The sequence below is a fragment of the Actinoplanes oryzae genome (assembly GCF_030757795.1).
GTDB lineage: Bacteria > Actinomycetota > Actinomycetes > Mycobacteriales > Micromonosporaceae > Actinoplanes.
In genome coordinates this window covers 24,695-51,393 of record NZ_JAUQWH010000029.1, presented here as the reverse complement: position 1 = coordinate 51,393, position 26,699 = coordinate 24,695, and the positions used below count along the sequence as shown (strand labels likewise).

Sequence of the window (26,699 nt, the reverse complement as noted above, 5' to 3'; positions counted from 1 at the left end):
GCCGTCAGCGGTGGTTGCGGACGAGGGCCCGGGCGAGGTCGCGGATCCGGGCGCGGGCCTCGGGCGGGGCGATCACCTCCAGGTGGTCGGCGAACTGCAGCAGCTGGCGGACGCCCTCCAGCTGCTCGTATGCGACGGTGATCGTGACCTTTCCCGAGGTGGCGGGGCCGGCCGAGCGCAGGCGGGCGCCGAGGACGCGGCGGGCCAGGTCGAGGCGGTCGGCGGCCAGGCGGGCGGTGATCTCGATCTCGCCGGGCTGTTCGAGGCGGCGGGCCAGGTCGCGGGCGACCGTGTCGAGAGTGGCTCCCTCCCGCAGCCGGCGCGGGCCGGGCAGCGGTTCCCAGGACTCGAGGCGGCTCAGGGCGAAGAGGCGCGGGCTGCCCGCCACGTCGGCGACCAGGTACCAGCGGCCGGCGCGCAGGAGCAGCCCGTAGGGATCCGTGTCCGAGGATCCGGCGGCCGGGTCCCCGCTGCGCCGGTAGCGGATCCGCAGACGCCCGCCGCGGCGCAGGTCGGCGGCGAGGCGGGACACGTCGACGGCGTCGTCGGAGGCGAACCAGCCTCGGTTGTCCACGGTCACCACGTCGGCCAGCGACAGCGGCGGGCCGCCGGGGAGGCGCTTGGGCGTCAGCTTGCCCAGTGCGGCGCGGGCGGCGGGCGCGGCGCCGAGCTGGGCGGCGCGGTCGAGGTCGACGCCCACGGCGCGGAAGATGTCGGCCTCGGCGGGGGTGAGCTTGGCGAGGTCGACCTGGCCGCCGGGCAGCAGGCTGATGCCGCCGTAGCGGCCGCGCTCGGTGACGATCGGCAGGTCCGCGTCGACCAGGGTGCGGATGTCGCGCAGCACCGTGCGCACGCTGACGCCGAACTCCTCCGCCAGGCTCTCCGCGGACGTCCGGCGGCGGCTCTGCAGGGCGGCGAGGATGCCGATCAGGCGTTGCGGACGGCTCATCCGGTCACTCTTCCGCGGTTTCCTGACAAGTTCTGTCCGGTTATGTTGCCAGAGTGGGCGGCATGACCACACCCAACCTCTTTCTCGTGTACGTGACCGACGTCGAGCGCGCGACCGCCTTCTACCGCGACCTGTTCGCGATGGAGCCCACCATGGTCACGCCGCGGTACGTGCCCTTCGAGGTCGCGCCCGGCGTGCTCTTCGCCCTGTGGAGCGGGCGGGCCGACCAGGTGGACCCCGCAACGCCGCGCACCTCGGAGGTCGGCCTGATGCTCCCGGGCACGGGCGAAGCCGTCGACAAGCTCCACGCCGACTGGGTCGCCAAGGGCGTCACCGTGGTGGAGGAGCCGCACGACGAGGTGTTCGGCCGCACGTTCGTCGCCGCCGACCCCGACGGCAACCTGATCCGGGTGTCGCCACTCGATTAGCGCATCGGCGTCGCGGTGCACTGGGCGTCGGCGCGCTCGATCAGCAGGTCCTCGGCGGTCGGGAAGCGGCGGTGCAGGGCGGCGACGGCGTGCCGGTGCGTCAGGCGGTCGTAGGGTGCCTGCTCCAGCCGGGTCACCGTGGCCCCGACCGCCGCGGCGAACTTGGCGGGCCAGCGGACCCGGTGCACCGCCCGGACGATCCGGGTGTCGAGGTCGACCAGCATGATGCGCACGCCCTCGCCGGCGTCGACGCCCGGCGTACCCTCCTCGGCGGCGACCAGGTGCGGATGGTAAGCCACCTGCGCCCACGGCAGCACCGGGCCGAGGCGGTAGAGGAGCATCCCGGTGTCCGCGCCGTCGACCCACGCGAACTGGGTCGGCGCCGCGGTGACCGCTTGCACCTCCAGTTCGTGCGGCCGCCGCAGCGCGATCAGCAGCTCCACCGGCGCGCCCGTGACCATGGTCAGGGCCGGGCCCTCCCCGAGGGCGACGTCGGGATCCAGCCGGCTGCCCGTCTCGATGGTCGTGTGCACACCCCCAGAATATCGGCGGACATGCCGTTGATTGGGCGTTATGGGCTAACTGCGCATACCGTGAGGTGATGGATTTATATGGCGGAAAGCGGGCAGCCGTCGTGATCGTCGCGCTGACGGCCATGACGGCCTGTACGCCTGCCCCCGAGCCGCCGCCCGCCGCCGCCCCGGCACCACTCGCACCAGCGCCGGCGCGACTCGACCAGATCCCGGTCGCCGCGAAGGCTCCGCGCGGGCTGCCGACGATCACCTACTGGAGTGCGCCGGCCGGGTTCCCCCGGGACACCGCGGCCACGACGACGGATGCCGTGCGGGGCGGACTGCGTCCGGACCGGCAGCTCGTGGTCTATGACGGCGTGGGCGGGCGCCCGCGCGCGTACCTGCCGGGGTCGATCGAGGGGATGCCGGTAACCGTGCCGATCGTGCGGCGCCACCGCGGCTGGGTGGCGGTGCTGCTGCCGACGCTCAACCGGCGGATCGGCTGGCTGCCCCGCGGCGGCTGGCAGCCGCGCACCCTGCCCGACCAGCTCGTCCTGGACCGGCACACCCGCCGGCTCACCTGGCTGCGCGACGGCCGGCCGCACCGCCGGTGGACGGTCGCCGTCGGGTCGAAGCGCACGCCCACGCCGCCCGGCCGCACCTTCGTGCTGGGGCGCACCGCCACGAGCGGGGCGGCGTACGCGGGCCTGGACGCCCTGGCCCTCGGCGCGGTCCCCGACCACCCCGGCCGGGTGGCAGCCGGCCTGCGCGACGGCCACACCGGCATCCACGCCTGGCACGACCCCGCCGTCTTCGGCCACAGCATCTCCAACGGCTGCATCCGTACGCCGCCGAGCGCCCAGCGCGCGCTGCTGCACCACATCCTGCCCGGCACGGTCGTCCACGTCCGGTGAGCCGTCACCGGGGCCGACCCTCGCGGGACCGACGGGGAAGCCTTCTGTGCGACCATCACGATCATGAATGCGAAAGGGCCGGCCCGGTGCGGGGCCGCGGTGGCGCTGGCGGGGGTTCTCATGCTGGTGGCCGGGTGTTTCAGCGACCTCAAGGACGCGGCGACGGTTTCACCTCCGGGCACGCCGACCTGACGATCAAGCTGGACGGGGACAGCCGGCCCGTGGAGATCAAGCTGGACCTGGGGGTGAGCGACCAGGGCACCAACTCGTCGGGCAAGTTGCGGGCCACCATGAAGCTGCACGACTACGACGAGCCGGTGAGCATCAGCGCTCCGGCGTGAGCGGGGTGCGGGCGACGCCGGCGTACATGGAGACCTCGGCGGCGGGCGGGTGGGCCGGCTCGCCGTGCCAGTCGGCGAGGGGGACGACGCCGGGGTCGAGGAGGTCGAGGCCGGTGAAGAAGCGGGTCACCTCGGCGCGGGAGCGCAGGCGGCCCGCGCCGTGGCGGCCGGAGGAGATCTCGGCGACCGCGGCCGGGGGCAGCCAGTCGGCGGTGGCGTGGGAGATGACGACGTGGCTGCCGGGCGGGAGGGCGGCCGTCAGGGTGCGGACGATCGCGTACGGGTCGTCCTCGTCGGTCAGGAAGTGCAGGATCGCCAGCAGCATCAGGGCGACGGGCCGCTCCGGGTCGAGGGTGCGGGCCGCCTCGGCGAGGATGCGCTCCGGGTCGCGCAGGTCCGCGTCGATGTAGGCGGTCATCCCCTCGGGGGCGCCGGTGAGCAGGGCGCGGGCGTGGACCAGGACCAGTGGGTCGTTGTCCACGTAGACCACGCGGGACTCCGGGGCGACGGCTTGGGCGACCTCGTGGGTGTTGCTCGCGGTGGGCAGGCCGGTGCCGACGTCGAGGAACTGGCGGATGCCGGCCTCGCGCGCCAGGTGGGTGACGGCGCGGCGCAGGAAGGCCCTGTTCTCGACCACGGCCGTGCGGATGCCGGGGAAGCGGGCGGCGATGGCGTCGCCGGACTCGCGGTCGGCGGCGAAGTTGTCCTTGCCGCCGAGCCAGTAGTCGTAGCGGCGGGCCGGGTGCGCCACCGTGGTGTCGATGACCGGGTCCATCCCGTGACCCTATCGGGCGGCCGCCACCGGGGCGATCCCCGTCAGGGCGAGACCGAGCAGCCGCCGGGAGAGCCCGGGGTCGCCGCCGGCCGCCAGGGAGATGCCGCTCACCAGCACGACCAGGTCCTCGGCGGACACATCCGGGCGGACGGCTCCCGCCTCTCGCGCCCGGGCGACCAGTGTCTCGCTCGCGGCGGCCGTCTTGACCCCGCACGAGTCGTCCTCGGCGAGCCGCTCGCCGCGGGCCAGCAGCGCGGCGGCGAGGCCGCGGGAGGTCGTCACGTACTCGTTCAGCTCGTGCAGCCACCGGACCAGCGACTCCCCCGGCGGGCCGGTCTCCGCGAGCTCTCGCGCCCGGTCGAGCAGCACGGCGATCCGGTCGCGGAAGACCGCCTGCAGCAGCGCGAGCCGGCCCGGGAAGTGCCGGTGCAGCGTGGCGGAGCCGACCCCGGCACGCCGGGCGACCTCCTCGAGGGACACCTCGGCGCCGTCGCGGGCCACGAGGTCGTCGGCGGCGGACACGATCCGGTCGTAGTTGCGCTGGGCGTCGGCTCGCATGGGATCCCTTGCATAAATGGGGTGCTCCCCCATATCTTAGCGCCATTGAAATGGGGTGACACCCCACTTAGGGAGGAACCATGACCACTCTTGTCATCGGCGCCACCGGCAATCAGGGCGGCGCCACGGCCCGGGCCCTGCTCGCGGCGGGCCGGCCGGTGCGCGCCCTGGTCCGCGACCCCGGCGCCCCGAGGGCGAAGGAGCTCGCCGCCCGCGGCGCCGAGCTGGTGACCGGCGACCTCGACGACCGGTCCTCGGTGGAGGCCGCCGTCACGGGCGCGACCAGCGTGTTCTCGGTCGCGGTGCTGAGCCTGGCGGACGCCGGGACGGACGCCGAGCGCGACCGCGGCCTGCGCCTGGTCGAGGCGGCCCGGCGGCAGGGGGTCGAGCAGTTCGTGCACACGTCCGTGTCGGGGGCAGGGGCGTTCCACCGGTCGGTGCCGGGATACGGAACCGGGCGCTGGAACGACCACTACTGGGACAGCAAGGCCGCCATCGACGAGGCCGTACGGGACGCCGGGTTCGCACACTGGACGGTGCTGCGACCGGCGACCTTCATGGAGAACCTGCTCGCATGGTCGCCCATGTTCGGCGACTGGGCCGCCGAGGGCGTGTTCGTCACCAGCTACGCCCCGGACACGGCGCTGTCGTGGATCGCCGTCGACGACATCGGCGCGGTGGCGGCGGCCGCGTTCGCCGAGCCCGGGCGGCTGGACGGGCGCGAGCTCGAGCTGGCCGGGGACCTGCTGACGATGACGCAGCTGGCCGCCACGCTCACCGACGTGCTGGGGCGGCCGGTCACGGCCCCGGTCCTGAGCACGGAGGACGCGCTGGCGCGGGGCATGGCGCCGTACATGGTGCAGGCGATGGACCACCTCGACGCCGCCGGCCAGCCGGCCCGGCCGGGGCACGCCGCCGCGCTGGGCTTCCGCCTCACCGACCTGCGCGCCTGGGCGGCCGGCAGGCTGCGATAGGACCGCATTGCGACTGTTCGCGGCTCTTGCCAACATCGACGGTTCTCTTTGCCGTGCGCGCCGAGAAACATGGGCGTAACGATTGAGGGAGGCAACGATGCCAGCCAACAGAGCAGTCGTGTACGAGGGCCCGGGCCGCGTCGAGGTGCGCGAGATCGACTACCCGGCGTACGAGATGAAGGACGGCCCCGGCGTCAACAAGGCCAACATCGGACGGCGCACCCCGCACGGCGCGATCCTGCGCACGGTCGCCACCAACATCTGCGGCAGCGACCAGCACATGGTCCGCGGGCGCACCACCGCGCCGGAGGGCCTGGTGCTCGGGCACGAGATCACCGGCGAGGTGATCGACGTCGGCTCGGACGTCGAGTACGTCAAGGTGGGCGACATCTGCTCGGTGCCGTTCAACATCGCGTGCGGCCGGTGCCGCAACTGCAAGGAGGGCAAGACCGGCGTCTGCCTCAACGTCAACCCCGACAGACCCGGCTCCGCCTACGGGTACGTGGACATGGGCGGCTGGGTCGGCGGCCAGGCCGAGTACGTCCTGGTGCCCTACGCCGACTGGAACCTGCTCCGCTTCCCCGACCGCGACCAGGCGCTGGAGAAGATCCTCGACCTGGCGATGCTGACCGACATCTTCCCCACCGGCTACCACGGCTGCGTGTCCGCGGGCGTCACCACCGGATCCACGGTCTACATCGCCGGGGCGGGACCGGTCGGGCTCGCGGCGGCCACCTCGGCGTGGCTGCTCGGGGCGGCCGTGGTCATCGTCGGCGACCTCAACGAGGAGCGGCTGGCCCAGGCGCGCAGCTTCGGGTGCGAGACGGTCGACGTGACCCGGGGCGACCCGGCCGAGCAGGTGCAGCAGATCCTCGGACCGTCCGCCCCGGCCATCGGCCAGCCGCTCGTGGACGCGGCCGTCGACGCGGTCGGCTTCGAGGCGCGCGGGCACGGCGAGGACGCGCGGACCGAGATGCCGGCGACGGTGCTCAACTCGCTCATGGACCTGACCCGGGCCGGCGGGGCGATCGGCATCCCGGGGCTCTACGTGACCGGGGACCCGGGCGGCGTGGACGAGGCCGCCAAGGTGGGATCCCTGTCGCTGCGGCTGGGACTCGGCTGGGCGAAGTCGCACTCCTTCGTCACCGGTCAGTGCCCGGTCATGCGGTACAACCGCAACCTCATGATGGCGATCCTGCACGACCGGGTCAGCATCGCGAAGAACGTCAACGCCACCGCGATCCCGCTCGACCAGGCGCCGCAGGGCTACCGCGACTTCGACCAGGGCGCCGCCCGCAAGTACGTCCTCGACCCGCACGGGCTCACGAAACGAGCGAACTGACGGCACTGCGCGCCCACCGTCCATACAGTACGGTGGGCGCGTGGCCGAGCCCGTACGCGAAGCAACGCAGGTCGTGATCATCGGAGCGGGACCCGCCGGGCTGACCCTGGCCGCCCTCCTGCGCCGCGAGGGGATCCGTTCCGTGGTCCTGGAGGTCCGCGAGCGCGCGCACCTCGAGCAACGCCAGCGGGCCGGGATCCTCGACCATCCCGGCGCGCAGATCTTCCACGAGTACGGCCTCGCCGACCAGGTCCTCGCCGACGCGCCCTACGAGAGCCAGGCCGAGTACCGCCTCGACGGCGTGAGCCGCCTCTTCGACACCCCGGCCGTGGCGGGCGGGCGCCCGGGCCGGCTGGTCCCCCAGCAGCTGCTCGTGCGGCGCCTGCTCGCCGTCGCCGAGCAGGAGGACGGCGACCTGCGCTTCGCCGCCGCCGACGTCACCCCGCACGGCCTGGCGAGCGACGCGCCGCACGTCACCTACCGCGACGAGGCCGGCGTCGTCCACGACATCAGCTGCTCCTACGTGGCCGGCTGCGACGGCTTCCACGGCGTGTCCCGGCGCAGCGTGCCCGACGGGTTCCTCACCGAGTACACCCACGACCACGGCATCGGCTGGCTGACCCTGATGGCCGCGTCGCCCGCCCCGAAGTACCCGCTCTTCGCGATCAGCCGCCACGGCTACGCGGCGCAGTACGCGCGGGGCCCGCACGCCAGCCGCTTCTACCTGCAGTACCAGCCCGGCACCGACCACCCGCGGCAGTGGACCGACGAGCACATCTGGCAGCAGCTGCGCCTGCGGCTCGGCGACCGGTCGCTGCCGGCGGGCGCCATCACCGAGCGCGAGCTGGTCGAGATGCGCAGCTACGTGGCCGAGCCGATGACCTACGGCCGCCTGCACCTGGCCGGCGACGCCGCGCACATCATCACCCCGATGGGCGCCAAGGGCATGAACCTCGCGCTCGCCGACGCGTACGTGCTGGCCAAGGCGCTGGGGGCGGCGCTGTGCGACGGGGACGAGGGGCCGCTGGCCGCGTACTCGTCGACCTGCCTGCGCCGCACGTGGGACTACCAGGACTTCTCGAAGTGGTTCAGCGAGATGGTGCACGACGCGGGCGACGACACGGCCGCGGGACCGTTCCGGCGCAAGCTCGCCCTGGCCCGCCTCGAACGGCTGTTCAGCTCGGGCCCGGCGGCCGCCGCCTTCGCGGATCTGCAGGTGGGCATCCCGCTGCCGTGATCAGACGGGCGTCCAGGTCCCCGGCCGGCCGCTCCGGCCCCCGGCGAGGTGGGCGCGCAGGGTGTCCAGGGCCGGGTGCGGGTTGTCCCGGTGCCACAGCAGGGAGTGCGGATAGACCGGCGTGGGATCGACGATCGGGATGCGGCGCAGGTCGTGACCCGCGGGCCACACCAGCCGGGTGTGCTCGCCCAGGAAGGTCGCCAGGGCCGGGGTCCCGGCCACGGTGTCGAGCAGCGCGTCGGAGCCGAAGTTGGGTCCCGTCGCCTCGATCCTGAGTCCGAAGGCGGCCTGCAGCTCGGCGTAGTAGGCGGCCCACTCGGTGCCCGGGGCGATGCCCGGCATCCAGATGCGGTGCCCGGCGAGCCGGTCCAGCGGCACCGACCGGCGGGCCGCCAGGGCGTGCGCCGGACCGGTCAGCAGCTGCAACGGCTCGTCGAGCACGCGGACCGAGGCGATGTCGTCCGGCAGCGGCAGGCCGGGCATGGCGACGGCCCGGAAGGACGCGTCTAGCACGCCGCTGCGCAGGGCCGCCACGGCCGAGCCGAGGTCGTGCAGCGTCACCACGGTCAGGTCGACCGCGGGGTGCGTACGGTGGAAGTCGCGCAGCATCCCCGCCGTGGCCAGCCGGGAGGCGATCACGTCGACGCGCAGCGGGCGGCGGCCGGGAGCCACGGAGGCGGCCGCACGCCCCGCCACGGCCAGCAGCTCGCGCGCGTGCGGCAGGAACGCCTGGCCGTCGACGGTCAGGGCGGCGCCCCGCGGTGTCCGGGCGAACAGCCGCACGCCGAGGCCGCGCTCCAGCGTGGCGATGCGCTTGGAGACCGCCTGCTGGGTGATCGCCAGGTCGTCGGCGGCCTCCTGGAAGCGGCCCGCCTCCGCGGCGGCGACGAACGTGCGTACGGCGTCGAGGTCCACGGCGGGCGACTCTAGCGGCACAACCGGGCGTTGTGGCCGCCCGGCGTGGCGGTTGTTTGATCTCCCGCGCCGCCCGCTGCTTGCATGCTCGGCGTGGAGAGGGACATCCGGTGGCTGTGGGCCGCGTACACGGTGAGCACCTTCGGCACGTGGCTCGGCTTCGGCGCGTTCGCCCTGATCGCGGTGCTGGTGCTGCACGCCGGCCCGGCCGGGGTGGCCCTGCTCGCGGCCGCGGGACCGGCCGCCGGGGCGCTCGTCGCGGTGCTGCTCGGGCCCTGGATCGAGGCGCGCCCGAAGCGGCCGGTCATGGTGACCATGGACCTCGTGCGGTTCGCCGCGCTGGCGAGCGTGCCCGCCGCGTACGCCCTGGGGTCGCTGACCCTGGCCCACCTCGTGGCCGTGTCGATCGTCACCGCCGCGGCCGGCATCGCCTCCCGGGCGGCGAGCGGCGCCTTCCTGAAGAGCCTGGTGCCCCGCGACGTCCTGCTCGCCGTGAACGGCCGCTTCGAGGCCACCACCTGGACGGCCACGCTCGTCGGCCCGCCGCTCGGCACGGCCGCGATCGGCCTGCTCGGCCCGGTGGTCACGGTGGCCGCCGACGCGGTCAGCTACCTGCTGTCGGCCTTGGGCCTGCGCGCGATCCGCTTCCCGGAAGGCACGGTGGACCGGCGGCCGGCCGGCTCCCTGCTCGACGGATGGCGGCACCTCCTCCGCCATCGCGAGCTGCGCCTGCTGTACGCCAACTCGGTCGCGGTCAACGGCCTGATCATGGCCACCTCGCCGCTGGTCGCCGTCCTGCTGCTCGACCGGCTCGGCTTCGCCCCCTGGCAGTACGGCCTGGCCTTCGGCGCGCCCTGCCTCGGCGGCCTGCTCGGCTCCCGGCTGGCCCCGCCGCTGGTCGCCCGCTACGGCCGGCACCGGGTCCTGCGGGCCGCCGGGGTCCTGCGCGTCTGCTGGCCGCTCGGCCTGGCCTTTCCGGGCCCGGGCACCGGCGGGCTCGTCCTGGTCCTCGCCGTGCAGTTCGCCCTGGTCACCTGCATGGGCGTCTACAACCCGGTCCTCGCCACCCACCGCCTGGACCGGATCGCGCCCGACCGCGTCGCCCGCGCCCTGACCGCGTGGTCGGTCTCCAGCAACGCCGGCGTCGCCGCCCTGACCGCCGTCTGGGGCTGGCTCGCGGGCGTCGCCGGCCTCCGCACCGCCATCGCCGCCGCCGGGCTGCTCCTCCTCGCCACGCCGCTGTTGCTTCCTAGACTGCGCGTATGAGAGTGCTGATCTCCGCCGACCTGGAGGGCATCTCCGGCGTCGTGCACCAGAGCGAGATCCAACCCGGCAGGTACGACTACGAGCGCGGACGCGCCCTCATGACCGCCGAGGTCAACGCGGTGGTCGCCGGCGTGCTCGACGCGGATCCCGCCGCCGAGGTCCTGGTCACCGACGCGCACGGTTCCTTCCGCAACATCCTGCCCGAGGACCTCGACCGCCGGGCCCTGCTGGTGCGCGGCAAACCCCGGCCCCACGGCATGCTGGACGGCCTCGACGAGGCGACCGACGCCGTGCTGTTCGTCGGCTTCCACGCCCGCGCGGGTGCCGGTCCGGCCGTCCTGGCCCACACGATGAGCGGCGACATCCTCGAGGTACGGGTCAACGGCCGGCCGTACGGCGAGATCGGTCTGAACGCCGCGACGGCCGGCCACTTCGGAGCGCCTGTCGTGCTGCTCAGCGGTGATGACCAGGCGTGCGCCGAGCTGCGCTCCCTCGTTCCCGGCGCGGTCACCGTGGCCGTCAAACAGGCCATCGGCCAGACCGCCGCGATCACGCGCCACCCCGCCGCCGTCCGCGAGGAGTTGCGCCGCGCCGCCGCCGAAGCCGTCACCCACCGCGCGGAGATCGCGCCGTTCGCGATCCCCGGCCCGGTCCACGTCGAAGTGGACGTCGGGAGTCCCCTCGCGGTCGACCTGGCCACCCTCGTGCCCGGCGTGACGCGGACCGGCGGCGGGCGCACGATCTCCTGCACGGCGGCGGACGTCGCCGAGGCGTACCGGGTCGTGCTGCTCGTGGTCCACCTTGCGGGCATCAAGCCCTCCTGAGCTGGTCGGCTTCCCGACAGGGCGCACCATCGGGGCGGTCCGGGGCACGGGGGCCCGCTATGTTGGGCAGCTCCCCGGGCGCTCCGACCGGCCCGGGGCTTCACGGGCGGGCGGGAAGGGGCACTCTCATGGGGACGCGATCGATCAAGGGCGGCGTGGCCGTGCTGGCGCTGGCCGGGGCGGCGCTGGCGGGCTGCGGCAACTCCGACGGCGGCGGCGGGAATGCGGGCGCGCCGGCGCCGGCGGTGAGCACGTCGGCGGCTCCCGCGGACAACGGGGTGGCGGAGCTCGGGGCCGACGCGATCCTGGCGAAGGCGAAGACGGCGCTGCGGGCCGCCGGCTCGTACCGGCTCAAGGGCGACATCGTGCAGGACGGGCAGCCGATGAAGCTGGACTTCAAGGTGGCCGGGAAGGACCTGGCCGGGGAGATGTCGTTCGACCGGGCCACGGTGGAGCTGCTGGCCGTCGGCGGGAAGCAGTACATGCGGGCGGACCAGGCCTTCTGGACGATGACCACCGGCGACGCCAAGCAGGGCAAGGCGATGGCCCAGCTGATCGGCGACCGGTGGGTGCTCGTGCCCGAGGACGAGAAGGACATGGCCGAGCTGTTCGCGCCGGCCAATGTCGACGAGCTGCTCGAGCCGGACGGCAAGGTGACCAAGGGCGCCGAGAAGGAGGTTGCCGGCACTCCGGCGATCGGCCTGGTCACCGGGGGATCCGACCGCGGCACCATGTACGTGGCGACGGTCGGGGAGCCGTACCCGCTGCGCATCGAGGCCGAGAAGGCGTCGGACGGCGCGATGACCTTCAGCGACTTCGGGGAGCCGTTCGCCGGGATGGAGACGCCGCCGGCGGAGGAGGTGCTCGACCTCGCGGATCTGCAGGACTGATCCGGAGTACGGTGGCCCGGTGGACGAGGACGCCCGGGCCACCCCCCTGCCGGAGGAGCGGCCGTGGTCGTCTTCCCCCGCACGGTCCTGACGACGCCGCGGCTGCGGTTGCGGCCGTTCGCGCCGGAGGACGCCGCCCGGGTGTGGTTCGCCTGCTCGGACCGCGAGACGCAGCGGTGGCTGCCGATGCCCCGCCCGTTCACCGAGGCGCTGGCGCTCTGGTGGTGCCACGAGGAGGCCGAGGCGCGCCGGACCGCCGGGGACGGGTTGCAGCTGGCGATGGCCGATCCGCTCACCGACCTGCTCGCCGGGTGCGTGCACCTCAAGAAGACCTCGTGGCCCCGCGGCACCACGGAGATCGGCTGCTGGATGGCGCCGGACTGCCGGGGCCGCGGCTACGCCACCGAGGCCGTCGAGGTGCTGGCCGCGTGGGCGCTCGGCCACGAGCTGATCCACCGGGTCGAGCTGACCGCGGCCGCCGGCAACGTCGCCGCGCAGCGCGTCGCCGAGAAGGCCGGCTTCACCTTCGAGGGCGTCGCGCGCAGCGCCGGCCACACCCACGCCGGCCGGGTCGACCTCGGCGTCTACTCCCTGGTGCGAGCCGACCTGGGCTGGTGACCCGCGGGCCGCGAGACCCCGGCACCAACTCGGCAGGCCGGCCGGCCCGGCACCCGCTCAGGCGGCGGGGCCACGGCGCCCCCTCAGGCGGCGGGGCCACGGCGCCGGCTCAGCCAGAAATAGCCGGCCCCGGCGACGAGGAGCAGGGCCACGACCCCGATCCCGACGAGCACGCCCGCCGGAACCCCGTCGTCCTCCGCGGACTCCTCGGCGAGCGGCACCGTCGCCGGAGCCGCCGAGGCCGCCGCCGACGCCACCGGGGCGGGAGCCGCGGACGTGGCCGATGCTTCCGGGGCCGCGGAGGTGGCCGACGGCGCCGGGGCAGCCGTGGCGGACGGGTCGGCCACGGTGAACGAGTACGACCCCTGCACGGTGTGCCCGTCCACCGACACCACCCGGTACGCGACCGTGTACGTCCCGTTGGCCAGCGGCTCCGCCGGGGTCAGCGTGCCCTCGCGCCCGTCGACCTCCGGACCGTCGGCGCCGACCTTCCGCTTCGCCGCGTCGCTGAGCACGATCGTGGTGAAATCGGGGTTGAGGCGCTCGCTGAACTTCAGCGTGATCTCGGCGGGCGCCTTCTTGACCGTGGCGTCCTCCTCCGGGGTGGAGGAGGTGAGCTGGGCGTGGGCCCAGGCGGGCGAGCCGGGCAGCACGAAGGCGGCGCAGGCGGCCAGGAGCAGCGGCAGGAGACTGAGGCGGCGTCGGTTTCTCACGCGGACTGGTCGCTCGCCGGGCCCGGAAAGTTCCCGGCGCCCGCGACGATTCTCAGCCCAGCTCCGCCAGGTCCATGCGGCCGTGACCTTCCTCAGCCCAGCTGTGCGAGACCGATGCAGCCGCGACGCTTCTCGGCCCGGCTGTGCGAGGTGGATGCGGCCGCGACGTTTCTCAGCCCAGCTCCGCCAGGTCGATCACCTGCGTGGTGGCGGGCGGCGTGGCGCCCTCGACCTCGGCGCCGAAGCCGCTGAAGGTCAGCGAGCCCTGCTCGGCGTCCTTGCTCTGCAGGCTCAGCGGGTACGGCTCGCCACTGGTCGCCACGTAGAGCACGCCGCCGTCGGCGCTGTCGACCAGCCCGACCGCCGGGGTGCCGTGGATCTCGCCCTCGACGCCCTTGGTCAGGGTGCCGGTGGCGGTGAGCAGCTGGTCGGCGTCGGCCAGGGCGAACAGGCTCGCGTAGGTCTGGTTGGTCGCGGGCACCAGGGCCCACTTGTCGCCGAGCTCGGCGACCATGGCGTCGGCCTTCTTGGCGTTGCCGGTCGCGGCCAGGAACGCGGCGTCCGGCCGTACGTAGTCCTTGCCGTGGGCCCGCAGCAGCTGCACCCGGCCGGAGCCGACGAGGACGTTGCCGACCAGGTCGGTGCCGCCCACCGCCAGGTCGAGGGTCAGCTCCTCGGCGCCGTCGCGCAGGGTGCCGGACAGCGTGTAGGACCCGGCCTTGCCGACCGCCGCCTTGCTGCGGCTGAGGATCTCGGCCGGCTCGAGCGCCGCGACGCCGTTGCCCTCCTCCGAGGGCGCGGCCGCCGCACCGGGCGCCGTGGTGCTCCCGCCGTCGGTGCCGCCACAGCCCGAGAGCAGCCCGCCGGCCACCACGAGGGCAGCCACGCTCGCCTTGATCGACCTGTTCCGCATCTCCGCCCCTTCCCCGTCGCCCCGGACCGCTCGTGACGGTCGGTAGCGGTCAGAAGAATAGCGGGGGCGTTACGGACTCATTTCGGACACCAAGGCACGACCCCTCCCACCAGCTCAAAACTGTTACCAACACCACTCCGTCGATCCGCCCTCCGAAACATGACCATGACACACAGTGTTCACGGCGCGGTCGACCGGCGTTCCCAGAGGGCCGCGGCGACCCGGTCCAGGCCCCGCGTGAGGTGCCGGCGATAGGTGCTGAAGGGCAGCCCGAGACGCTCGGCGGCGGCCTCCTGCGTGGGGACCTTGTGGAAGTACGTGGTGGCGAGCGCCCGGTGCAGCTTGTTCTCCCTCGGGTCCTCGCGCAGCGCGTCGACGGTCTCCTCCAGCAGGTCCCGCAGCCGCTGCTCGCCCACCTCCGGCTCTCCGCGCACCCCGGCCGTCACCAGGCGCGTGGCGAGCAGCGGGTTGCCCAGGAACGCCGGCCGGTTGTGCCACGCGCGCAGGGCGTCGCGGACGGCCGCGTCGAACTCCGCACGGCCCAGCACGAGCTCGCCCTGCTCGGCTCCCGGGCGCCCGGCCGGCCCGTACAGGGCGATGTCGCTGAGCTGCGAGATCCAGGCGTCGTACGGCATCTCGCGCCAGTCGTGGCCGTACAGCTGGAAGGTGATCCCGCCCAGCCGGACCGGCTCCCCGGCGCGCGCGAACCCGCCCAGCTCGAGCAGCGGCCCCAGCGGGCTGTCCGCGCCCAGGAGCACGAAGGACCACGCCACCCGCTCGGTCAGCAGCCAGTCCTCGGCGATCGTCAGGCGCAGCAGGCCGTCGACGCCGGCGGGCCGGCCGTGCACCGGGAAGTGGAAGCACGAGACGCAGATCCGCTCCCCCGGGCGCGGGCCCCGGCCGGCGACGGCGCGCCAGGCGGCGGCGACGGCCGGGTCGGCGGCCACGTCGACCGGGTCGGGACGGTCGAGCAGCAGGGCCGCGCCGCTGGCGGCCACCGCCCCGCCGGCGGTGCCGCGGAACACCCGGAACGCCTCGGGCTGCCGGTCGAGCCAGTGCCGGACCACGTCCACCGCCCCGGCGCCGCCGGCCTCCCGGGCGAGCCGCAGCACCACCTCGGTGTCGGCCGGGGTCAGCGGCGCGGCGTAGAAGTCGCCGGTGTGCTCGTCCTCCAGCTCGGGCGCCACCGTGTGATCGGGGCTGATGAGCTGGTAGAGCGCGCGGACGGCGGGCACGGCAGCGCCCCCGGTGGAGCGGCGGGCGTGCTCGGCGAGGTGGGTGACGATCGCGCGGTGCATCGCCGCGTAGCTGGACGGGTCCCGCCAGCGGTAGTGCTGGTCGACCACCCCGCGCACGACCCGGTGGGCGGTGAGGCCGCCGGCGTGCGACTCGGTGAACGGCTGGGCGCGCAGCCAGTCGAACAGCTCGGCGGCGCGCTCCCCGGCGACGGCGCGCAGCAGGTCCTCGGTGGTGCTGGGCGCGTGGGCGAGGACGCCGAGGGCGAGCCGGTGGGCGTCGGACTCCACGGCGCCGGCGAACTCCTCCACCAGCGCGGTCAGCACGCCGGGCCCCGGCTCCCAGTGCCCGGCGGCGCCCGAGCGGCCCGCGACCACGGCGGCCAGGCTCAGCGCCAGCGGGTGGCCGCCCGCGAAGCGGATGACCGGCTCGTGCAGGGACTCCGGGATGCCCCGGCGGGTCAGCAGGTCCACGGCCTCCGCCCGGGTGAAGTCGTGCAGCTCGATCACCCGCAGCAGCTCCGACCAGGCCAGGTCGGCGGTCCACCGCGGGTCCGGCGGCCGGCGCCCGGCGATGACCACCAGCGCCCCCGCCGGCAGCCGGGGCAGGAACCTGTCGCGCAGCCACGGCCCGAGCCCCTGGCACTGCTCGAACGAGTCGATCAGCAGCACCCCGGCCGGCTCGGCGAGCGCCGCGCTCGCGGCGGCCTCGAAGGCGGCCGGCGCCGGCTCGATCGCGGCGCCGTCGACCTCGATCACCGTACGCCCCGCCGCCCCGGCCTCGTCCGCGAAGCGCCGCAGCAGCGTGGTCTTGCCGACTCCCCCGGGCCCGGTCAGCGCGAACACCGTCGCCGAGCCGGGCTCCCCCGCCAGCGCCGCGCGCAGCACGGCCAGCTCGGCGCCCCGGCCCACGAAGGCGCGGCTCCGCGACTCGCGCAGCCGGCCGGCCAGCAGCCCGCCCCCGGGCGCCGCTCGTCCACTCTCGTCCGGAGCCGTCCGATCGGGCACGGCGTGGTCCGGTTCCCCCCAATGTCGCACGGCCGGAATGCTAGGGGGCTTTGTCACATCGAGTTCGATCTTGTCGGTTTATTGATCGAACCGCTGTCCAGAGTGTTACTTCGGGCGAGGTATCACCGCGACCAGGGCCACTTCTTGCCACCGATCAGATACACCGCGTACGCCACGGCGGCGATCGCCGCGAGCACGCCCGGCCAGCCGTAACGCATGATCAGCGGGGGCGCCGTGGAGACCAGCGCGAGGGCCAGGGCCATGCGGTGCGGGCTGAGCTTGCGGGGCCCTCTGCGCTTCCTCGGCTGCGCGGGATCCACTACCGCTCCTCCCGCGCCGCTTCGAGGGTACGGGTCCGTCCCCTCGTCCGTGATCGAGCTTAATCCCCGGCGCGTCCGATTCGTTCAAGACCCCGGCCCGGCGGGGCCCTACGGTCGGGGGCATGACAGCTGACTTCGACGCCGCCGAGCGCTTCCTGACGACCGAGGCGCGCCTGCTGGAGCGCCGCCTCTTCGCGACCCTCTTCCGGGGCGCTTCGCCGGCCGGTGTGGTCGCCGCCCTGCGCGCCCACCGCAACGAGGACGGCGGCTTCGGCCACGGCCTCGAGCCGGACACCCGCTGCCCGGCGAGCCTGCCGATCTACACCGAGATCGCCCTCCAGTCCCTCGCCGCCGCCGGCGCGCCCGATCCGGAGCTGCTGGGATCCGCCTGCGACCACCTGGCACGCATCGCCGCTCCCGGTGGCGCGGTGCCGCTCGCCTTCCCGGTCATCGAGCGGTATCCGCGGGCGGAGCACTGGACGGAGTGGACGTACGAGCCGGGCGTCAACCCGACCGCGGGCCTGGCCGGCCTGCTGCACCAGCTCGGCTTCGACCACCCGTGGCGTACGGCAGCCACCGAGTGGTGCTGGCGGGCCGAGGTCCCCGACGAGGTGCACGCCCTGGCGGAGATGTTCGTCTTCCTGGCCCACGTCCCGGACCGCCCGCGCGCCGAGCAGGCCGCGCCCGCCCTCCTGGAGCGCCTGCGGGCGCACTCCATGTTCCAGGCCCGGCCCACCCCCGGCGAGTACGGCCTCACGCCGCTGCACATCGCCCCGGCGGCCGGCTCGCCGTGGCGCGGGCTGTTCCCGGCCGCGGACCTCGAGGCCCACCTGGACCACCTCGCCGCCGCCCAGGAGAAGGACGGCGGCTGGCCGATCACCTGGGAGCCCCCGGGCACGGCCGCGCGCCTGGAGTGGCGTGGCATGGTCACCCTCCAGGCGCTGCGGACGCTCCGCTCGTACGGGCGGATCTAGATCGACGCCCCACCCTGCGGGATGCCGAAGTGGGGGGTGCCATCGGCGTTCCAGGTGAGGCGCTGGACCCGGGTGTGGCGGTTCGGGTCGTAGAGCGGGTCGCCGGTGATGTCGCGGTAGTCGCGGGCGTGGTAGACGAGGACGTCCGTGACGCCGTCCTCGGCGACCGTGAACTGGTTGTGTCCGGGGCCGTACTGGCCGGTGGTGGTGCTGGTGACGAACACGGGGTTGGGGTTCTTCGTCCAGGAGGCGTTGCGCAGCAGGTCGGCGTCCGCGGAGGCGGACAGCAGGCCGACGCAGTAGCGGGCGTCGGTGGCGCTGGCCGAGAAGGACACGAAGACCTTGCCGTTGCGGACGATCACCGCCGGGCCCTCGTTGACCTTGTAGCCCTGGATCTCCCAGCTGCGGGTGGGCGTGGCGATGCGCACCGGCTTGGAGGACAGGGTCCACGGGTTGGCCAGCGACGCGATGTAGAGGCTGGAGTTGACCGCGATCTCCGGCTCGCTCTGCGCCCAGATCAGATAGCGGCGGTTGCGGTGGGCGAAGGTGGTGGCGTCCAGCGCGAAGCTGTCCCACTCGGTCACGATCTTGCGCGGGGCGCCCCAGCCGGCGGGATCCCGGGGGTCCGCGCGGGAGGACTCGAGGACGTACATGCGGATCCGGAAGACGTCGTCCTTGTCCCCCGCGGCGAAGTAGACGTACCACTTGCCGTCGATGCGATGCAGCTCGGGCGCCCAGATGTGGCCGCCCATCGTGCCGGTCGCGGGGCGGCGCCACACCACGGTCTCGGCCGCGGATCCCAGGCCGCTGATCGTGGCCGCGCCGCGGATGGCGATCCGGTCGTACTCGGGCACGGATCCGGTGAAGTAGTAGGTGCCGTTGACGCGCGGGGTGATGAACGGGTCGGCGCGCTGGCTGATCAGCGGCGGGGTGGTCGCCGCGGTGGCGGCCTCGGGCAGGGCCAGGGCGCCCGCCCCGGCCACGGCCAGGCCTCCGCGCATCAGGCTTCGGCGGCTGATCCTCATCGGGACCTCTCTTTCAACCTGAGGAACGTGACGGAGTTCGCGGGGAACGTGCGGGTGAACGTGGATCCCAGCCCGGTGACCCGGGAGGTGACGGGCTGGATCGGCTCGGCGGTACGGGTGTTCTGCTCGCCCGGGTCGCCGGTGATCACCGTCTGGGTGCCGGTGGCGGCCACGCGTGCCCGGCCCAGGTCCACCCGGGTGACGGCCGGGGTGTCCTGCGCGTTGACCACCTTGACGATGAGCTCGTGGCTCGCGACGTCGCGGGTGACGACTTGGGCGAACGGCTCGGTGACCTTGTCGTCGTCGAAGCTGCCCCACAGCTGCCCGTCGAGGTAGAGGTCGGCGTGCGTGCCGCGGACCGAGACCCGCAGGTCGTACGTGCGCCCGGTCTCGACGCTGTTCGGCTTGGTGAGCAGCTGCTCCTTGGCGCTGGTGAAGCCCTTCTCGACCGCGCCCTGGGTGTTGTTCCAGCCGCCGAGGTTCCACCAGTAGAACTGGCCGGTCTCCTGGATCCCGAAGGCCACCAGGAAGCCCTCGTCGCCGGCGGTCTTGGTCGCCTTGACGCTCAGGTCGTAGTCGGTGTCCGTGATCGTGGCCGCCTTGACCATGGTGTCCTCGGCGGCGGTGTCGGTCTGGGCGTACGCCCCGTTCGTCACCGACCAGGACCCCCGCTGCGTCACCGGCGTCCAGCCGTCCGCGTTGCCGTCGCCGAAGTCGTCGGCGTACAGCAGGCTGCCGTCGGGACGGGTCACCCGCACGTCGTCATAGGTGGCGGCCGTACGCCAGGTCGACAGCCCGACCGCGCCGGTGATCGGCCGGGGCTGCACGACGTCGCCGGTGGCCGTGCTCGGCACGACCTGGTCGCCCACGTTGGTCATGAACAGCTTCTGCATCTGGTAGCTCGTCGAGCCCCACGACTCGTCGTTGTCGAACCAGATGAGGTCCGGGCGCCACTGGACGTTGTCGATGTTGGCGAGCAGCGGCGCGTAGGAGGCCATCCGCACCACGTCGGCGTTGCGCTCGAGCCCGGTCATGTAGGCCGCCTCGGACAACGAGTTGAACAGCTTGGCGTCCTGCGAGGCGTACTCGCCGAGGAAGACCTTCGGGCCACTGCGGTCGTACGCGTCGTAGCGCTTGTTGTTCTGCAGGAACCAGGTCGGGCTGTTGTAGTAGTGCTCGTCGACCATCTTGACGCCGGCGGCCCTGTTCTTGGCCCACAGGTTCTCGAACGTGGCACCCTGATCGTCCGGACCGGAGTTGGACACCACCGTGATCCCGGGGTAACGGGCCTCGATCGCGGCGCGGAACTTCACGAAGTTGGCCCAGTACTCCTCGGGCAGGTTCTCCTCGTTGCCGACCGCCACGTGCGTCAGGCCGAACGGCCGGGGGTGCCCGGAGCGGGCGCGCAGCTTGCCCCACGTCGACGTGACCGGCCCGTTGGCGTACTCGATGAGGTCGAGGGTGTCCTGGATGTGCCGCTGCAGCAGGGCCTCGTCCAGGGTGGCCCGGTTCTGGCCGCAGCCGGTGACGAGCGCGGGCACGACGGGCAGCGGCATGGCGCCGATGTCCTCGGCGAACTGGAAGTATTCGTAGTACCCCAGGCCGTACGACTGGTTGTAGCCCCAGAAGTTGGCGTTGGTCGCCCGGGTCTCGACCGGGCCGACGGTGTCCTTCCACTGGTAGGAGCGGGCGCGCGGGAAGCCGCTCGCCGCGTCGTAGCCCTCCATGCTGCCGGTGTTGACCAGGCAGCCGCCCGGGAAGCGCACGAAGCCCGGGTGCAGCGCGGCGATCTTCTCGGCGAGGTCGCGGCGCAGCCCGTTCGCGCGGTGCTGGTAGGTGTCGCGGGGGAAGAGCGAGACCTCGTCCAGCCGTACGGTGCCCGCGCCGCCCGCCACGACGGTGATCCGGCCGGCGTCCGTGGTCTGCCCGGCCGCGATCGACAGGGTGTACTTGCGCCACGCGTCGCCGCGGATCCTCAGGGCTCGCGCCGGTGTCCCGGTGAGGCCGACGGTCAGCGTCGTCCCGGCGGCCGCGGACGTGCGCGCCCAGACCGAGAAGTCGTAGCGGGCGCCCTTGGTCAGCGGCAGGCCGGTGTTGTATCCGGAGTTGGTGACGCCGTATCCGCCGCCGGTCAGATCGAGCCTCAGGTAGGTCCGGTTGCGCTCGTTGAGCCGGGCGGCGTCGTTGACAGTGGTGGCCGTGCCGCCGGTGCCGGTGGGCGTCCACGCGGTCAGGCCGGTGAACGAGCCGTTGTCGGCGGGCAGGAACTCGAACGATCGGTTGCGGACCAGCTCGGCGTAGAGCCCGCCGTCGGCCGCGTAGTTGATGTCCTCGAAGAAGACCCCGTACATGCGGTCGTTGATCTCGGGGCCGGAGGCAGTGGTGTCGACGGTGATCGTGTAGCCGGGGTCGGCGGCCTGGGCGGGCGCCGCGCCCGTCAGCGTGACGGCCAGCAGGGCTGCGGTCGACAGCCCCAGCAACGGCCGGGCGTAGGTCATGGGATCACTCCGATGTGAGCGCTAACACTTCGGCAGACGCAGTGATTATGTTCGATGCGTTACGGCTAGTCAACGACTGTGTTACGCCGTGCAGTTATAGGGTCGATCCCATGAAGGTGCATGAGGGGATCACGGGGCGGCTGCGGACGTTCGTCGAGAAGCAGCCGATGTTCTTCGTCGCCACGGCGCCGAGCGGGCCGGAGGGGCACGTCAACGTCTCGCCGAAGGGCATGGGCGGCACCTTCGCGGTGCTCGGCGAGCACGAGGTGGCGTACCTGGACTTCCACGGCAGCGGCGCGGAGACCGCCGCCCACCTGGCCGACAACGGCCGGATCACGATCATGTTCTGCGCGTTCCAGGGGCCGCCGAACATCGTCCGGCTGCACGGCACCGGGCGGGTCGTGCCACTGACCGACCCCGGCTTCCCGGCGCTGCTGGCCCGCTTCCCGGACGCCCCCGACACGCACGGCGCCCGGTCGGTGGTCGTGGTCGACGTGCACCGGGTCAGCGACTCCTGCGGCTACTCGGTGCCGCTGATGGCCTACGAGGGCGACCGCGACACCCTGCTCCGCTGGAGCGAGCGGCGCAGCCCGGCGAAGCTGGCGGACTACCGGCGCGCGAAGAACGCCACCAGCATCGACGGGCTGCCCGCCTTTCACGACTGATTCACCACGTAGGACGCCACCCAGGCGAGCGCGGAGTTCCAGTTGATCGTGAGCTCGTTGGTGGACCACGACTGGATGTCGTCGATGTAGCAGAACTGGCCGACGCAGCCGGTGAGCTTGCTCTGCGCGTACGGATCCTGGATCGACGAGTTGGGACCCCCGGCGAGCGAGCCGACCGGCGGGTCCGGCAACGCGGGATCCAGCTGGCGGGCGTACCAGCGGCTGTGCTGACGGTGCGAGCTGACCTCGCCGTACCCGGTGACGTAGGACTGGTTGAGCGCGTTGCGGCCCAGCATCGCGTCCATCGCCTCGAGCACGGCGTCGCGGTACTGCGCCCGGCCGGTCAGGTCGTACGCGGTGGCGAGCACGACCGTGTTGTTGAGGATGACGCTGTTGGATCCCCAGTCCCAGCTGTTGTTCGCCGGGGCGTAGGGGATGCCGTACGGGTGCTGCCGCTGGACGGCGAGGTACTGGTCGGCGCCGCGGAGCACGGCCGCCCGGATCGCCGGGCGCTGCGGCAGCTTGTTCGGCAGCACGGCCAGGTCGAGCAGCCCGGCGACCCCGGTCCGCGCCCAGTCGAAGGCGCCCGGCCCGAACTCCGGGAGCTCGATCCACCGGGCGTAGGAGTTGTCGCCGGTGGTCAGGTACAGCTCCGCGGCGGCCCAGGTGAAGTCGTCGCGCACGTCGGTGTCGTTGTAGGCGCCGCCGCCGACGCCGTCGCTCTCGGGCGCCAGCAGGGCCGGGTGGGCCTCGGCCGCGGCGAAGGCGGTGCGCGCGGCGCTCAGCGCCCGGGCCGCGAAGGCCGGGTCGAAGCGCCGGTAGACGCGGGCGGCCTGGGCGGCGGTCGCCGCCAGGTTCAGGGTCGCGGCGGTCGAGACGGGATGCAGCTCACGCTGCTGCGGATCCAGGTGCGGGAGCAGGGGAAGCCCGGTCCAGGCCGCGTCGTGGATCTTGTGGTGGACCAGGCCGGCGTACGGCTGCCCGGCCGGCACCTGCATCCGCAGGAGGAAGTCGAGCTCCCACCGCGCCTCGTCGAGCACGTCCGGGATCCGGTTGCCGCTCTCCGGGATGCTCAGCGCGGTGGTGACGTGGTTCCGCTCGTAGGCGCTGAGCACCTGCCACGTCGAGATGCCGCCGTTGACGACGTACTTGCCGTGGTCGCCGGCGTCGTACCAGCCGCCGCGCACGTCCAGGGTGTAGTCGCAGACGCCGGGCTGGCACGGCACGGCCCCGTCGCCCCGGTTGGGTGCGACGTCGACGTGGCCGGCCGGGCGGCCGTACCCGGGGCGCAGGGTGTCGTCGATCGCGATGCCGCTGCGCTGGGTGTAGAAGAACTTCAGCGCGTCGGTGCGCAGCTGGTCGTAGATCCGCTTCCCGACGTCGAAGGGCCGGCTGGTGTCCCCGTCGGCGGTCAGCGTGTATCCGGCGCCGGCCTTGAGGGATCCCATGTCGATGGTGTGCACGTTCTCGCCGGAGGAGACGTCCACGCCGCGCGGGGTGCTCGTCCCCCGCGCCGCGACCCGGCCGGCCGCGGTGCGCACCTCCCACGGCAGCGGCGTCGTGCTGTCGGTGACCAGGGTGGCCCGCTGCGGCCCGCCGGGCAGATAGCCGACCTGGTTGACGCGCACGCGCGGGCCGGTGTCCGGCTCGTAGACCTCCGGCGGGACGCCCTCGACCAGCGACACGTCGTCCACGCAGAACTCCCACGGATCCGCGCCGCCGCCGACCTGGAACGCCACCTGCGCCTGGTCGGTGCTGGTCGGCGCGGTGAAGACGTACGCATGGCTCGCGGGGTCCGTCGTCAGGGCGGGAGAAGCCTCGAAGTACGTGTCGTAGGGCGCGACGCCGAGCCCGGTGATCGCCCGGACGACCTGGCCGCCGGGGCTCGACGACGCCCGGAAGCTGAACCGGTAGTTCTCCCCGGCGACGAGCGCGAGCCCGCTCTGCCCGAGCGACACGTCCCACTTGTTCGCGGTGCCGCCCGGCACGGTGACACAGGCCTGGCCGGCGCGGGCCTCGATCGTCCCGGAGCTGTACCACCACGGGGAGGTCCCGCCGTCGAAGCCGCCGTTGACCAGCAGCTCCCGCTCCTCGGCGGCTTCGGCCCCGGCCGCCGGGGCGACCGCTCCGGCCGCTCCGGCCACGAGGAGCACCACGACAGCACCCAGCGCACGCACCACGGCCAACCCCCTGGGAACGCTTCCATCGACAACAGCCCATATGCTGCGGCTCGCGTCACGCGCTGTCAACACACCCGAAACACTCCCCTACGCTGACCCGATGCGCACCGCAAGATCGATAGCCGTCGCGGCCACCCTCGGCGCCGTCCTGGCCGCGGCGGCCGCCGTCGCCAACCACCTGCCGGTCGCCATGGGCGAGGTGGGCCTGGCCCGAGCCGACCGCAGCCCCGCCGCCCAGGCCGCCGAGTACGTCAACCTCCTGCTCGACTCGGCCCCGGCCTGGATCGTCCTCGGCGCCGGCGCCGGCTGGCTCGCCGCCCGGTGCGGCCTCGCCGTCGCGGCCCTGGCCGGGGCCATCGCCACGGTCACCGCATCACTGGTCTACGACAGCCTGGAAGCCGTCCTCGCCGGCGGCTTCCACGCCGGCGACGTCCGCCCCGCCTGGCTCGCCCTGAGCCTCGTCGTCGGGCCGGTCACCGGCATCCTCGGCGCCCTGGCCCGCCGCCCGGGCCCGGCCGGCCTCCTCGCCGGCCTCGCCGCGCTGGCCGCCGCCGCGGCAGCCCGCGTGGCCCTGCCCGCCCCGGCCGAGAGTCCCGTCGCCGGGCCCGCCACCGCGACCCTCTGGGCCGCCGTCGCGGCCGGCGCCGTGGCCCTCGTGCTCCGCGCCCGCCCGGCGGCCCGGCAGTGACCCCCTGAGCTGGTCCGCGATCAGGAACCGGCGCCCCCTTGCAGCACCACCCCCGCCGCGCGCGAGAATGCCTCTCATGACCGACGATCGAGCGCATCCCTCAACCTCCATTCTGGACACGACGGTCCCGCACTCGGCGCGGATCTGGAACTACTGGCTCGGCGGCAAGGACAACTTCGAGGCGGATCGCGCGGCCGGCGATGAGGTGATCGCGCACATCCCGGACATCCCCGTCGGGGCCCGCTCCGAGCGTGCGTTCCTCAAGCGCGTCGTCAAGTTCCTCGTCGAGGAGGCCGGCATCCGCCAGTTCCTCGACGTCGGCACCGGGCTGCCCTCGGCGGACAACACCCACGAGGTCGCGCAGGCCCTCGACCCGCGCAGCCGCGTGCTCTACGTCGACAACGACCCGCTCGTCATGGCGCACGCGAGGGCGCTGCTGGCCAGCACGCCGGAGGGCCGGTGCGACTACGTCGAGGCCGACCTGCGCGACCCGGAGGCCATTCTCGCGGCCGCCCGGCGCACGCTCGACTTCTCCCGGCCGATCGGGCTCATGCTCCTCGGCGTCGTCAACCACCTCATGGACGACGAGGTGGCGTACGGTTCCGTCGCGCAGCTGGTGCAGGCGATGCCCGCCGGCAGCCACCTCGTGCTCACCCACTCCACCGCGGAGATCCACGGCGAGCCGATGCTGCGCGTGATGCGCGAGACCACCGAGCGCGGCGGCACCCCGATCCGCGCCCGGACCAAGGCCGAGCTCGAACGCTTCTTCACCGGCCTGGAGCTCCTGGACCCGGGCGTCGTGACCTGCTCCCGCTGGCGCCCCGACCCCGGCTCGGACGAGCCGGAGGTCTACCTCTTCGGCGGCGTCGGCCGCGTCGGCTGATCCCTAGGCGCTCCACGCCTCGACGCCGGTGACGATCTCGCGGCCGGTGTCCGCGGCTTGGTCGACGGCCAGGGCGAGGGCCTGGTCCTGCAGGCCCTCGGCCAGGGGGTAGGGCGGCGGGCCCGAGCCGCCGACCCAGGCGGCCATCGCGGACAGCAGGCTCGCGGTCGCGATCTCGTCGTCGTTGAGGCGCAGGCCCGGGTACGGATCCCGGTGGAGGACCCGGTCGCCGAGCGTGATCGTGCCGGCGTCGCGGGTCAGGCGTACGCGGGCGATCGTGCGCGGCGCGGCCAGGTGGACCAGCTCGTCGTCCCGCAGCTCGCCGTGGCTGCCCCGGATCAGCAGGCGCCGGAAGCGGAGCTGGTTGCGCGTCTGGTTGGTCGTGAAGTCGTAGACGCCGGAGCGGCCGCCGCCGAAGTCCAGGGTGGCGATCGTCGTGGTGGCGGGCCCGACGGCCGGGGCGGCGACCCAGCCGGAGCGGTCGAGCGGGTCGAGCAGCGGCGCCACGTGACGCGACGCGCGTACGGATGCGGGGGCCTGACCGGCACCCAGCAGGCCGCGGATCAGGGACACCGCGTGGTACTGCTGCGTCGAGGAGACCTGGACCTGCGTCGGCGTGCCGATGATGCCGGACCGGACGGCGGCGCGGCGGGCGGCGTGCGTGGGCATGAGCAGGTACTGCTCGGCGATCTGCACCAGGCCGGAGGCGCCGGCGGCGGCCCAGAGCGCCCGGAGGCCGGCGAGGTCGTGGGCCGGCGGCGTCTCGGCGAGCACGGGGAGGCCGAGCGCGACCGCGGCGGTGACGAACGAGGGAGTCACCGTCCGGGGCAGCGCCGTGACGACGAAGCCGGGGCGTGGGCAGTCGGCCAGCCGCGCGTAGGCCGGCACCGGGAGCGGGCGAGGGGTGCGCACGATCGCACCGACGCAGTGCAGGCCCACGGCCTGGGCGACCCGCAGGATCGTCGCGGCACGGAAGCCGAAGCCGGCGAGCGCGAAAGTGGTCACAGCGAGGACGGTACGCGGGCCCGGTGCACCACCGGGCCCGCGCAGAGAG

27 protein-coding genes are annotated in these 26,699 nt (G+C 73.7%); 14 read left to right on the top strand and 13 right to left on the bottom strand.

Annotation, left to right across the window (positions count from 1 at the left end):
• Window positions 1-4 precede the first annotated feature (4 nt).
• Window positions 5-949: a helix-turn-helix transcriptional regulator gene (locus RBH18_RS12830; RefSeq protein ID WP_306207218.1), complete on the bottom strand. Its 945-nt coding sequence runs from the start codon at window positions 947-949 to the stop codon at window positions 5-7.
• Between the two features lie 62 nt (window positions 950-1,011).
• Between RBH18_RS12830 and RBH18_RS12825 the strand changes: the two genes are divergently transcribed.
• On the top strand, window positions 1,012-1,377 hold the full coding sequence (locus RBH18_RS12825) for a VOC family protein (RefSeq protein ID WP_306207216.1): 366 nt from the start codon (window positions 1,012-1,014) through the stop codon (window positions 1,375-1,377).
• Here the strand turns inward: RBH18_RS12825 and RBH18_RS12820 are convergent.
• Window positions 1,374-1,910, bottom strand: coding sequence for a hypothetical protein (locus tag RBH18_RS12820; RefSeq protein WP_306207213.1), 537 nt, complete (start codon window positions 1,908-1,910; stop codon window positions 1,374-1,376). The two genes, RBH18_RS12825 and RBH18_RS12820, sit on opposite strands and share 4 nt — an antisense overlap.
• 68 nt (window positions 1,911-1,978) lie before the next feature.
• Between RBH18_RS12820 and RBH18_RS12815 the strand changes: the two genes are divergently transcribed.
• Together RBH18_RS12815 and RBH18_RS12810 are read left to right on the top strand one after the other, a co-directional pair.
• Window positions 1,979-2,803, top strand: coding sequence for a L,D-transpeptidase (locus RBH18_RS12815; protein ID WP_306207211.1), 825 nt, complete (start codon window positions 1,979-1,981; stop codon window positions 2,801-2,803).
• Between the two features lie 134 nt (window positions 2,804-2,937).
• Window positions 2,938-3,144: a hypothetical protein gene (locus RBH18_RS12810; protein WP_306207209.1), complete on the top strand. Its 207-nt coding sequence runs from the start codon at window positions 2,938-2,940 to the stop codon at window positions 3,142-3,144.
• On the opposite strand, the gene RBH18_RS12805 is transcribed toward RBH18_RS12810, so the two are convergent.
• On the bottom strand, window positions 3,128-3,919 hold the full coding sequence (locus RBH18_RS12805) for an SAM-dependent methyltransferase (protein ID WP_306207207.1): 792 nt from the start codon (window positions 3,917-3,919) through the stop codon (window positions 3,128-3,130). The two genes, RBH18_RS12810 and RBH18_RS12805, sit on opposite strands and share 17 nt — an antisense overlap.
• Before the next feature lie 9 nt (window positions 3,920-3,928).
• Complete coding sequence (locus RBH18_RS12800) at window positions 3,929-4,477, bottom strand: TetR/AcrR family transcriptional regulator (RefSeq protein ID WP_306207205.1); 549 nt, start codon at window positions 4,475-4,477, stop codon at window positions 3,929-3,931.
• A gap of 80 nt (window positions 4,478-4,557) precedes the next feature.
• On the opposite strand from RBH18_RS12800, the gene RBH18_RS12795 reads away from it, so the two are divergent.
• The 3 genes from RBH18_RS12795 to RBH18_RS12785 all read left to right on the top strand — a co-directional run bounded on the left by RBH18_RS12795 (window position 4,558) and on the right by RBH18_RS12785 (window position 8,030).
• On the top strand, window positions 4,558-5,451 hold the full coding sequence (locus RBH18_RS12795; protein WP_306207203.1) for an NmrA/HSCARG family protein: 894 nt from the start codon (window positions 4,558-4,560) through the stop codon (window positions 5,449-5,451).
• A 97-nt stretch (window positions 5,452-5,548) separates the two neighbouring features.
• Window positions 5,549-6,793, top strand: a complete 1,245-nt coding sequence (gene fdhA, locus RBH18_RS12790) for a formaldehyde dehydrogenase, glutathione-independent (RefSeq protein WP_306207201.1) — start codon at window positions 5,549-5,551, stop codon at window positions 6,791-6,793.
• 40 nt (window positions 6,794-6,833) lie between these two features.
• On the top strand, window positions 6,834-8,030 hold the full coding sequence (locus RBH18_RS12785; protein WP_306207199.1) for a 4-hydroxybenzoate 3-monooxygenase: 1,197 nt from the start codon (window positions 6,834-6,836) through the stop codon (window positions 8,028-8,030).
• On the opposite strand, the gene RBH18_RS12780 is transcribed toward RBH18_RS12785, so the two are convergent.
• A complete protein-coding gene (locus RBH18_RS12780; protein WP_306207197.1) occupies window positions 8,031-8,945 on the bottom strand; it encodes a LysR family transcriptional regulator in 915 nt (304 codons plus the stop codon).
• 93 nt (window positions 8,946-9,038) lie between these two features.
• Between RBH18_RS12780 and RBH18_RS12775 the strand changes: the two genes are divergently transcribed.
• From RBH18_RS12775 to RBH18_RS12760, 4 genes are all read left to right on the top strand, one after another.
• Window positions 9,039-10,211 carry an MFS transporter gene (locus RBH18_RS12775; protein WP_306207195.1) on the top strand — a complete coding sequence of 391 codons (1,173 nt, stop codon included), beginning with the start codon at window positions 9,039-9,041 and terminating at the stop codon, window positions 10,209-10,211.
• Entirely contained in the window at window positions 10,208-11,035 is an 828-nt protein-coding gene (locus RBH18_RS12770) for a M55 family metallopeptidase (RefSeq protein ID WP_306207193.1), read from the top strand. The genes RBH18_RS12775 and RBH18_RS12770 overlap by 4 nt, the downstream gene beginning before the upstream one ends.
• 128 nt (window positions 11,036-11,163) lie before the next feature.
• Window positions 11,164-11,925 carry a hypothetical protein gene (locus tag RBH18_RS12765; RefSeq protein WP_306207191.1) on the top strand — a complete coding sequence of 254 codons (762 nt, stop codon included), beginning with the start codon at window positions 11,164-11,166 and terminating at the stop codon, window positions 11,923-11,925.
• 63 nt (window positions 11,926-11,988) lie between these two features.
• Window positions 11,989-12,543 carry a GNAT family N-acetyltransferase gene (locus RBH18_RS12760; RefSeq protein WP_306207189.1) on the top strand — a complete coding sequence of 185 codons (555 nt, stop codon included), beginning with the start codon at window positions 11,989-11,991 and terminating at the stop codon, window positions 12,541-12,543.
• A gap of 83 nt (window positions 12,544-12,626) precedes the next feature.
• Here RBH18_RS12760 and copC read toward each other — a convergent pair whose 3' ends face one another.
• From copC to RBH18_RS12740, 4 genes are all read right to left on the bottom strand, one after another.
• On the bottom strand, window positions 12,627-13,256 hold the full coding sequence (copC, locus tag RBH18_RS12755) for a copper homeostasis periplasmic binding protein CopC (RefSeq protein WP_306207187.1): 630 nt from the start codon (window positions 13,254-13,256) through the stop codon (window positions 12,627-12,629).
• Between the two features lie 172 nt (window positions 13,257-13,428).
• Entirely contained in the window at window positions 13,429-14,169 is a 741-nt protein-coding gene (locus RBH18_RS12750; RefSeq protein ID WP_306207185.1) for a hypothetical protein, read from the bottom strand.
• Between the two features lie 179 nt (window positions 14,170-14,348).
• Window positions 14,349-16,442, bottom strand: a complete 2,094-nt coding sequence (locus tag RBH18_RS12745; protein ID WP_306207183.1) for an ATP-binding protein — start codon at window positions 16,440-16,442, stop codon at window positions 14,349-14,351.
• A gap of 92 nt (window positions 16,443-16,534) precedes the next feature.
• Complete coding sequence (locus RBH18_RS12740) at window positions 16,535-16,732, bottom strand: hypothetical protein (protein WP_306207181.1); 198 nt, start codon at window positions 16,730-16,732, stop codon at window positions 16,535-16,537.
• 122 nt (window positions 16,733-16,854) lie between these two features.
• On the opposite strand from RBH18_RS12740, the gene RBH18_RS12735 reads away from it, so the two are divergent.
• Complete coding sequence (locus tag RBH18_RS12735) at window positions 16,855-17,706, top strand: hypothetical protein (protein ID WP_306207179.1); 852 nt, start codon at window positions 16,855-16,857, stop codon at window positions 17,704-17,706.
• On the opposite strand, the gene RBH18_RS12730 is transcribed toward RBH18_RS12735, so the two are convergent.
• Together RBH18_RS12730 and RBH18_RS12725 are read right to left on the bottom strand one after the other, a co-directional pair.
• Window positions 17,703-18,731, bottom strand: coding sequence for a glycoside hydrolase family 43 protein (locus tag RBH18_RS12730; protein ID WP_306207177.1), 1,029 nt, complete (start codon window positions 18,729-18,731; stop codon window positions 17,703-17,705). The genes RBH18_RS12735 and RBH18_RS12730 overlap by 4 nt on opposite strands.
• Window positions 18,728-21,229 (bottom strand): alpha-L-arabinofuranosidase C-terminal domain-containing protein, encoded by a 2,502-nt coding sequence (locus RBH18_RS12725; protein WP_306207174.1) that lies wholly within the window; start codon window positions 21,227-21,229, stop codon window positions 18,728-18,730. The genes RBH18_RS12730 and RBH18_RS12725 overlap by 4 nt, the downstream gene beginning before the upstream one ends.
• Before the next feature lie 110 nt (window positions 21,230-21,339).
• Here RBH18_RS12725 and RBH18_RS12720 point away from each other — a divergent pair, with 110 nt between their 5' ends.
• Window positions 21,340-21,894: a pyridoxamine 5'-phosphate oxidase family protein gene (locus RBH18_RS12720; RefSeq protein WP_306207171.1), complete on the top strand. Its 555-nt coding sequence runs from the start codon at window positions 21,340-21,342 to the stop codon at window positions 21,892-21,894.
• Here RBH18_RS12720 and RBH18_RS12715 read toward each other — a convergent pair.
• Window positions 21,885-24,074 carry a glycoside hydrolase family 9 protein gene (locus tag RBH18_RS12715; protein WP_372338905.1) on the bottom strand — a complete coding sequence of 730 codons (2,190 nt, stop codon included), beginning with the start codon at window positions 24,072-24,074 and terminating at the stop codon, window positions 21,885-21,887. The genes RBH18_RS12720 and RBH18_RS12715 overlap by 10 nt on opposite strands.
• Before the next feature lie 100 nt (window positions 24,075-24,174).
• Between RBH18_RS12715 and RBH18_RS12710 the strand changes: the two genes are divergently transcribed.
• Window positions 24,175-24,762, top strand: a complete 588-nt coding sequence (locus RBH18_RS12710; RefSeq protein WP_306207169.1) for a hypothetical protein — start codon at window positions 24,175-24,177, stop codon at window positions 24,760-24,762.
• A gap of 76 nt (window positions 24,763-24,838) precedes the next feature.
• Window positions 24,839-25,645: an SAM-dependent methyltransferase gene (locus tag RBH18_RS12705; RefSeq protein WP_306207166.1), complete on the top strand. Its 807-nt coding sequence runs from the start codon at window positions 24,839-24,841 to the stop codon at window positions 25,643-25,645.
• A gap of 3 nt (window positions 25,646-25,648) precedes the next feature.
• Here the strand turns inward: RBH18_RS12705 and RBH18_RS12700 are convergent, their stop codons facing one another.
• A complete protein-coding gene (locus RBH18_RS12700) occupies window positions 25,649-26,650 on the bottom strand; it encodes a Gfo/Idh/MocA family oxidoreductase (protein WP_306207163.1) in 1,002 nt (333 codons plus the stop codon).
• Between the last annotated feature and the right edge of the window lie 49 nt (window positions 26,651-26,699).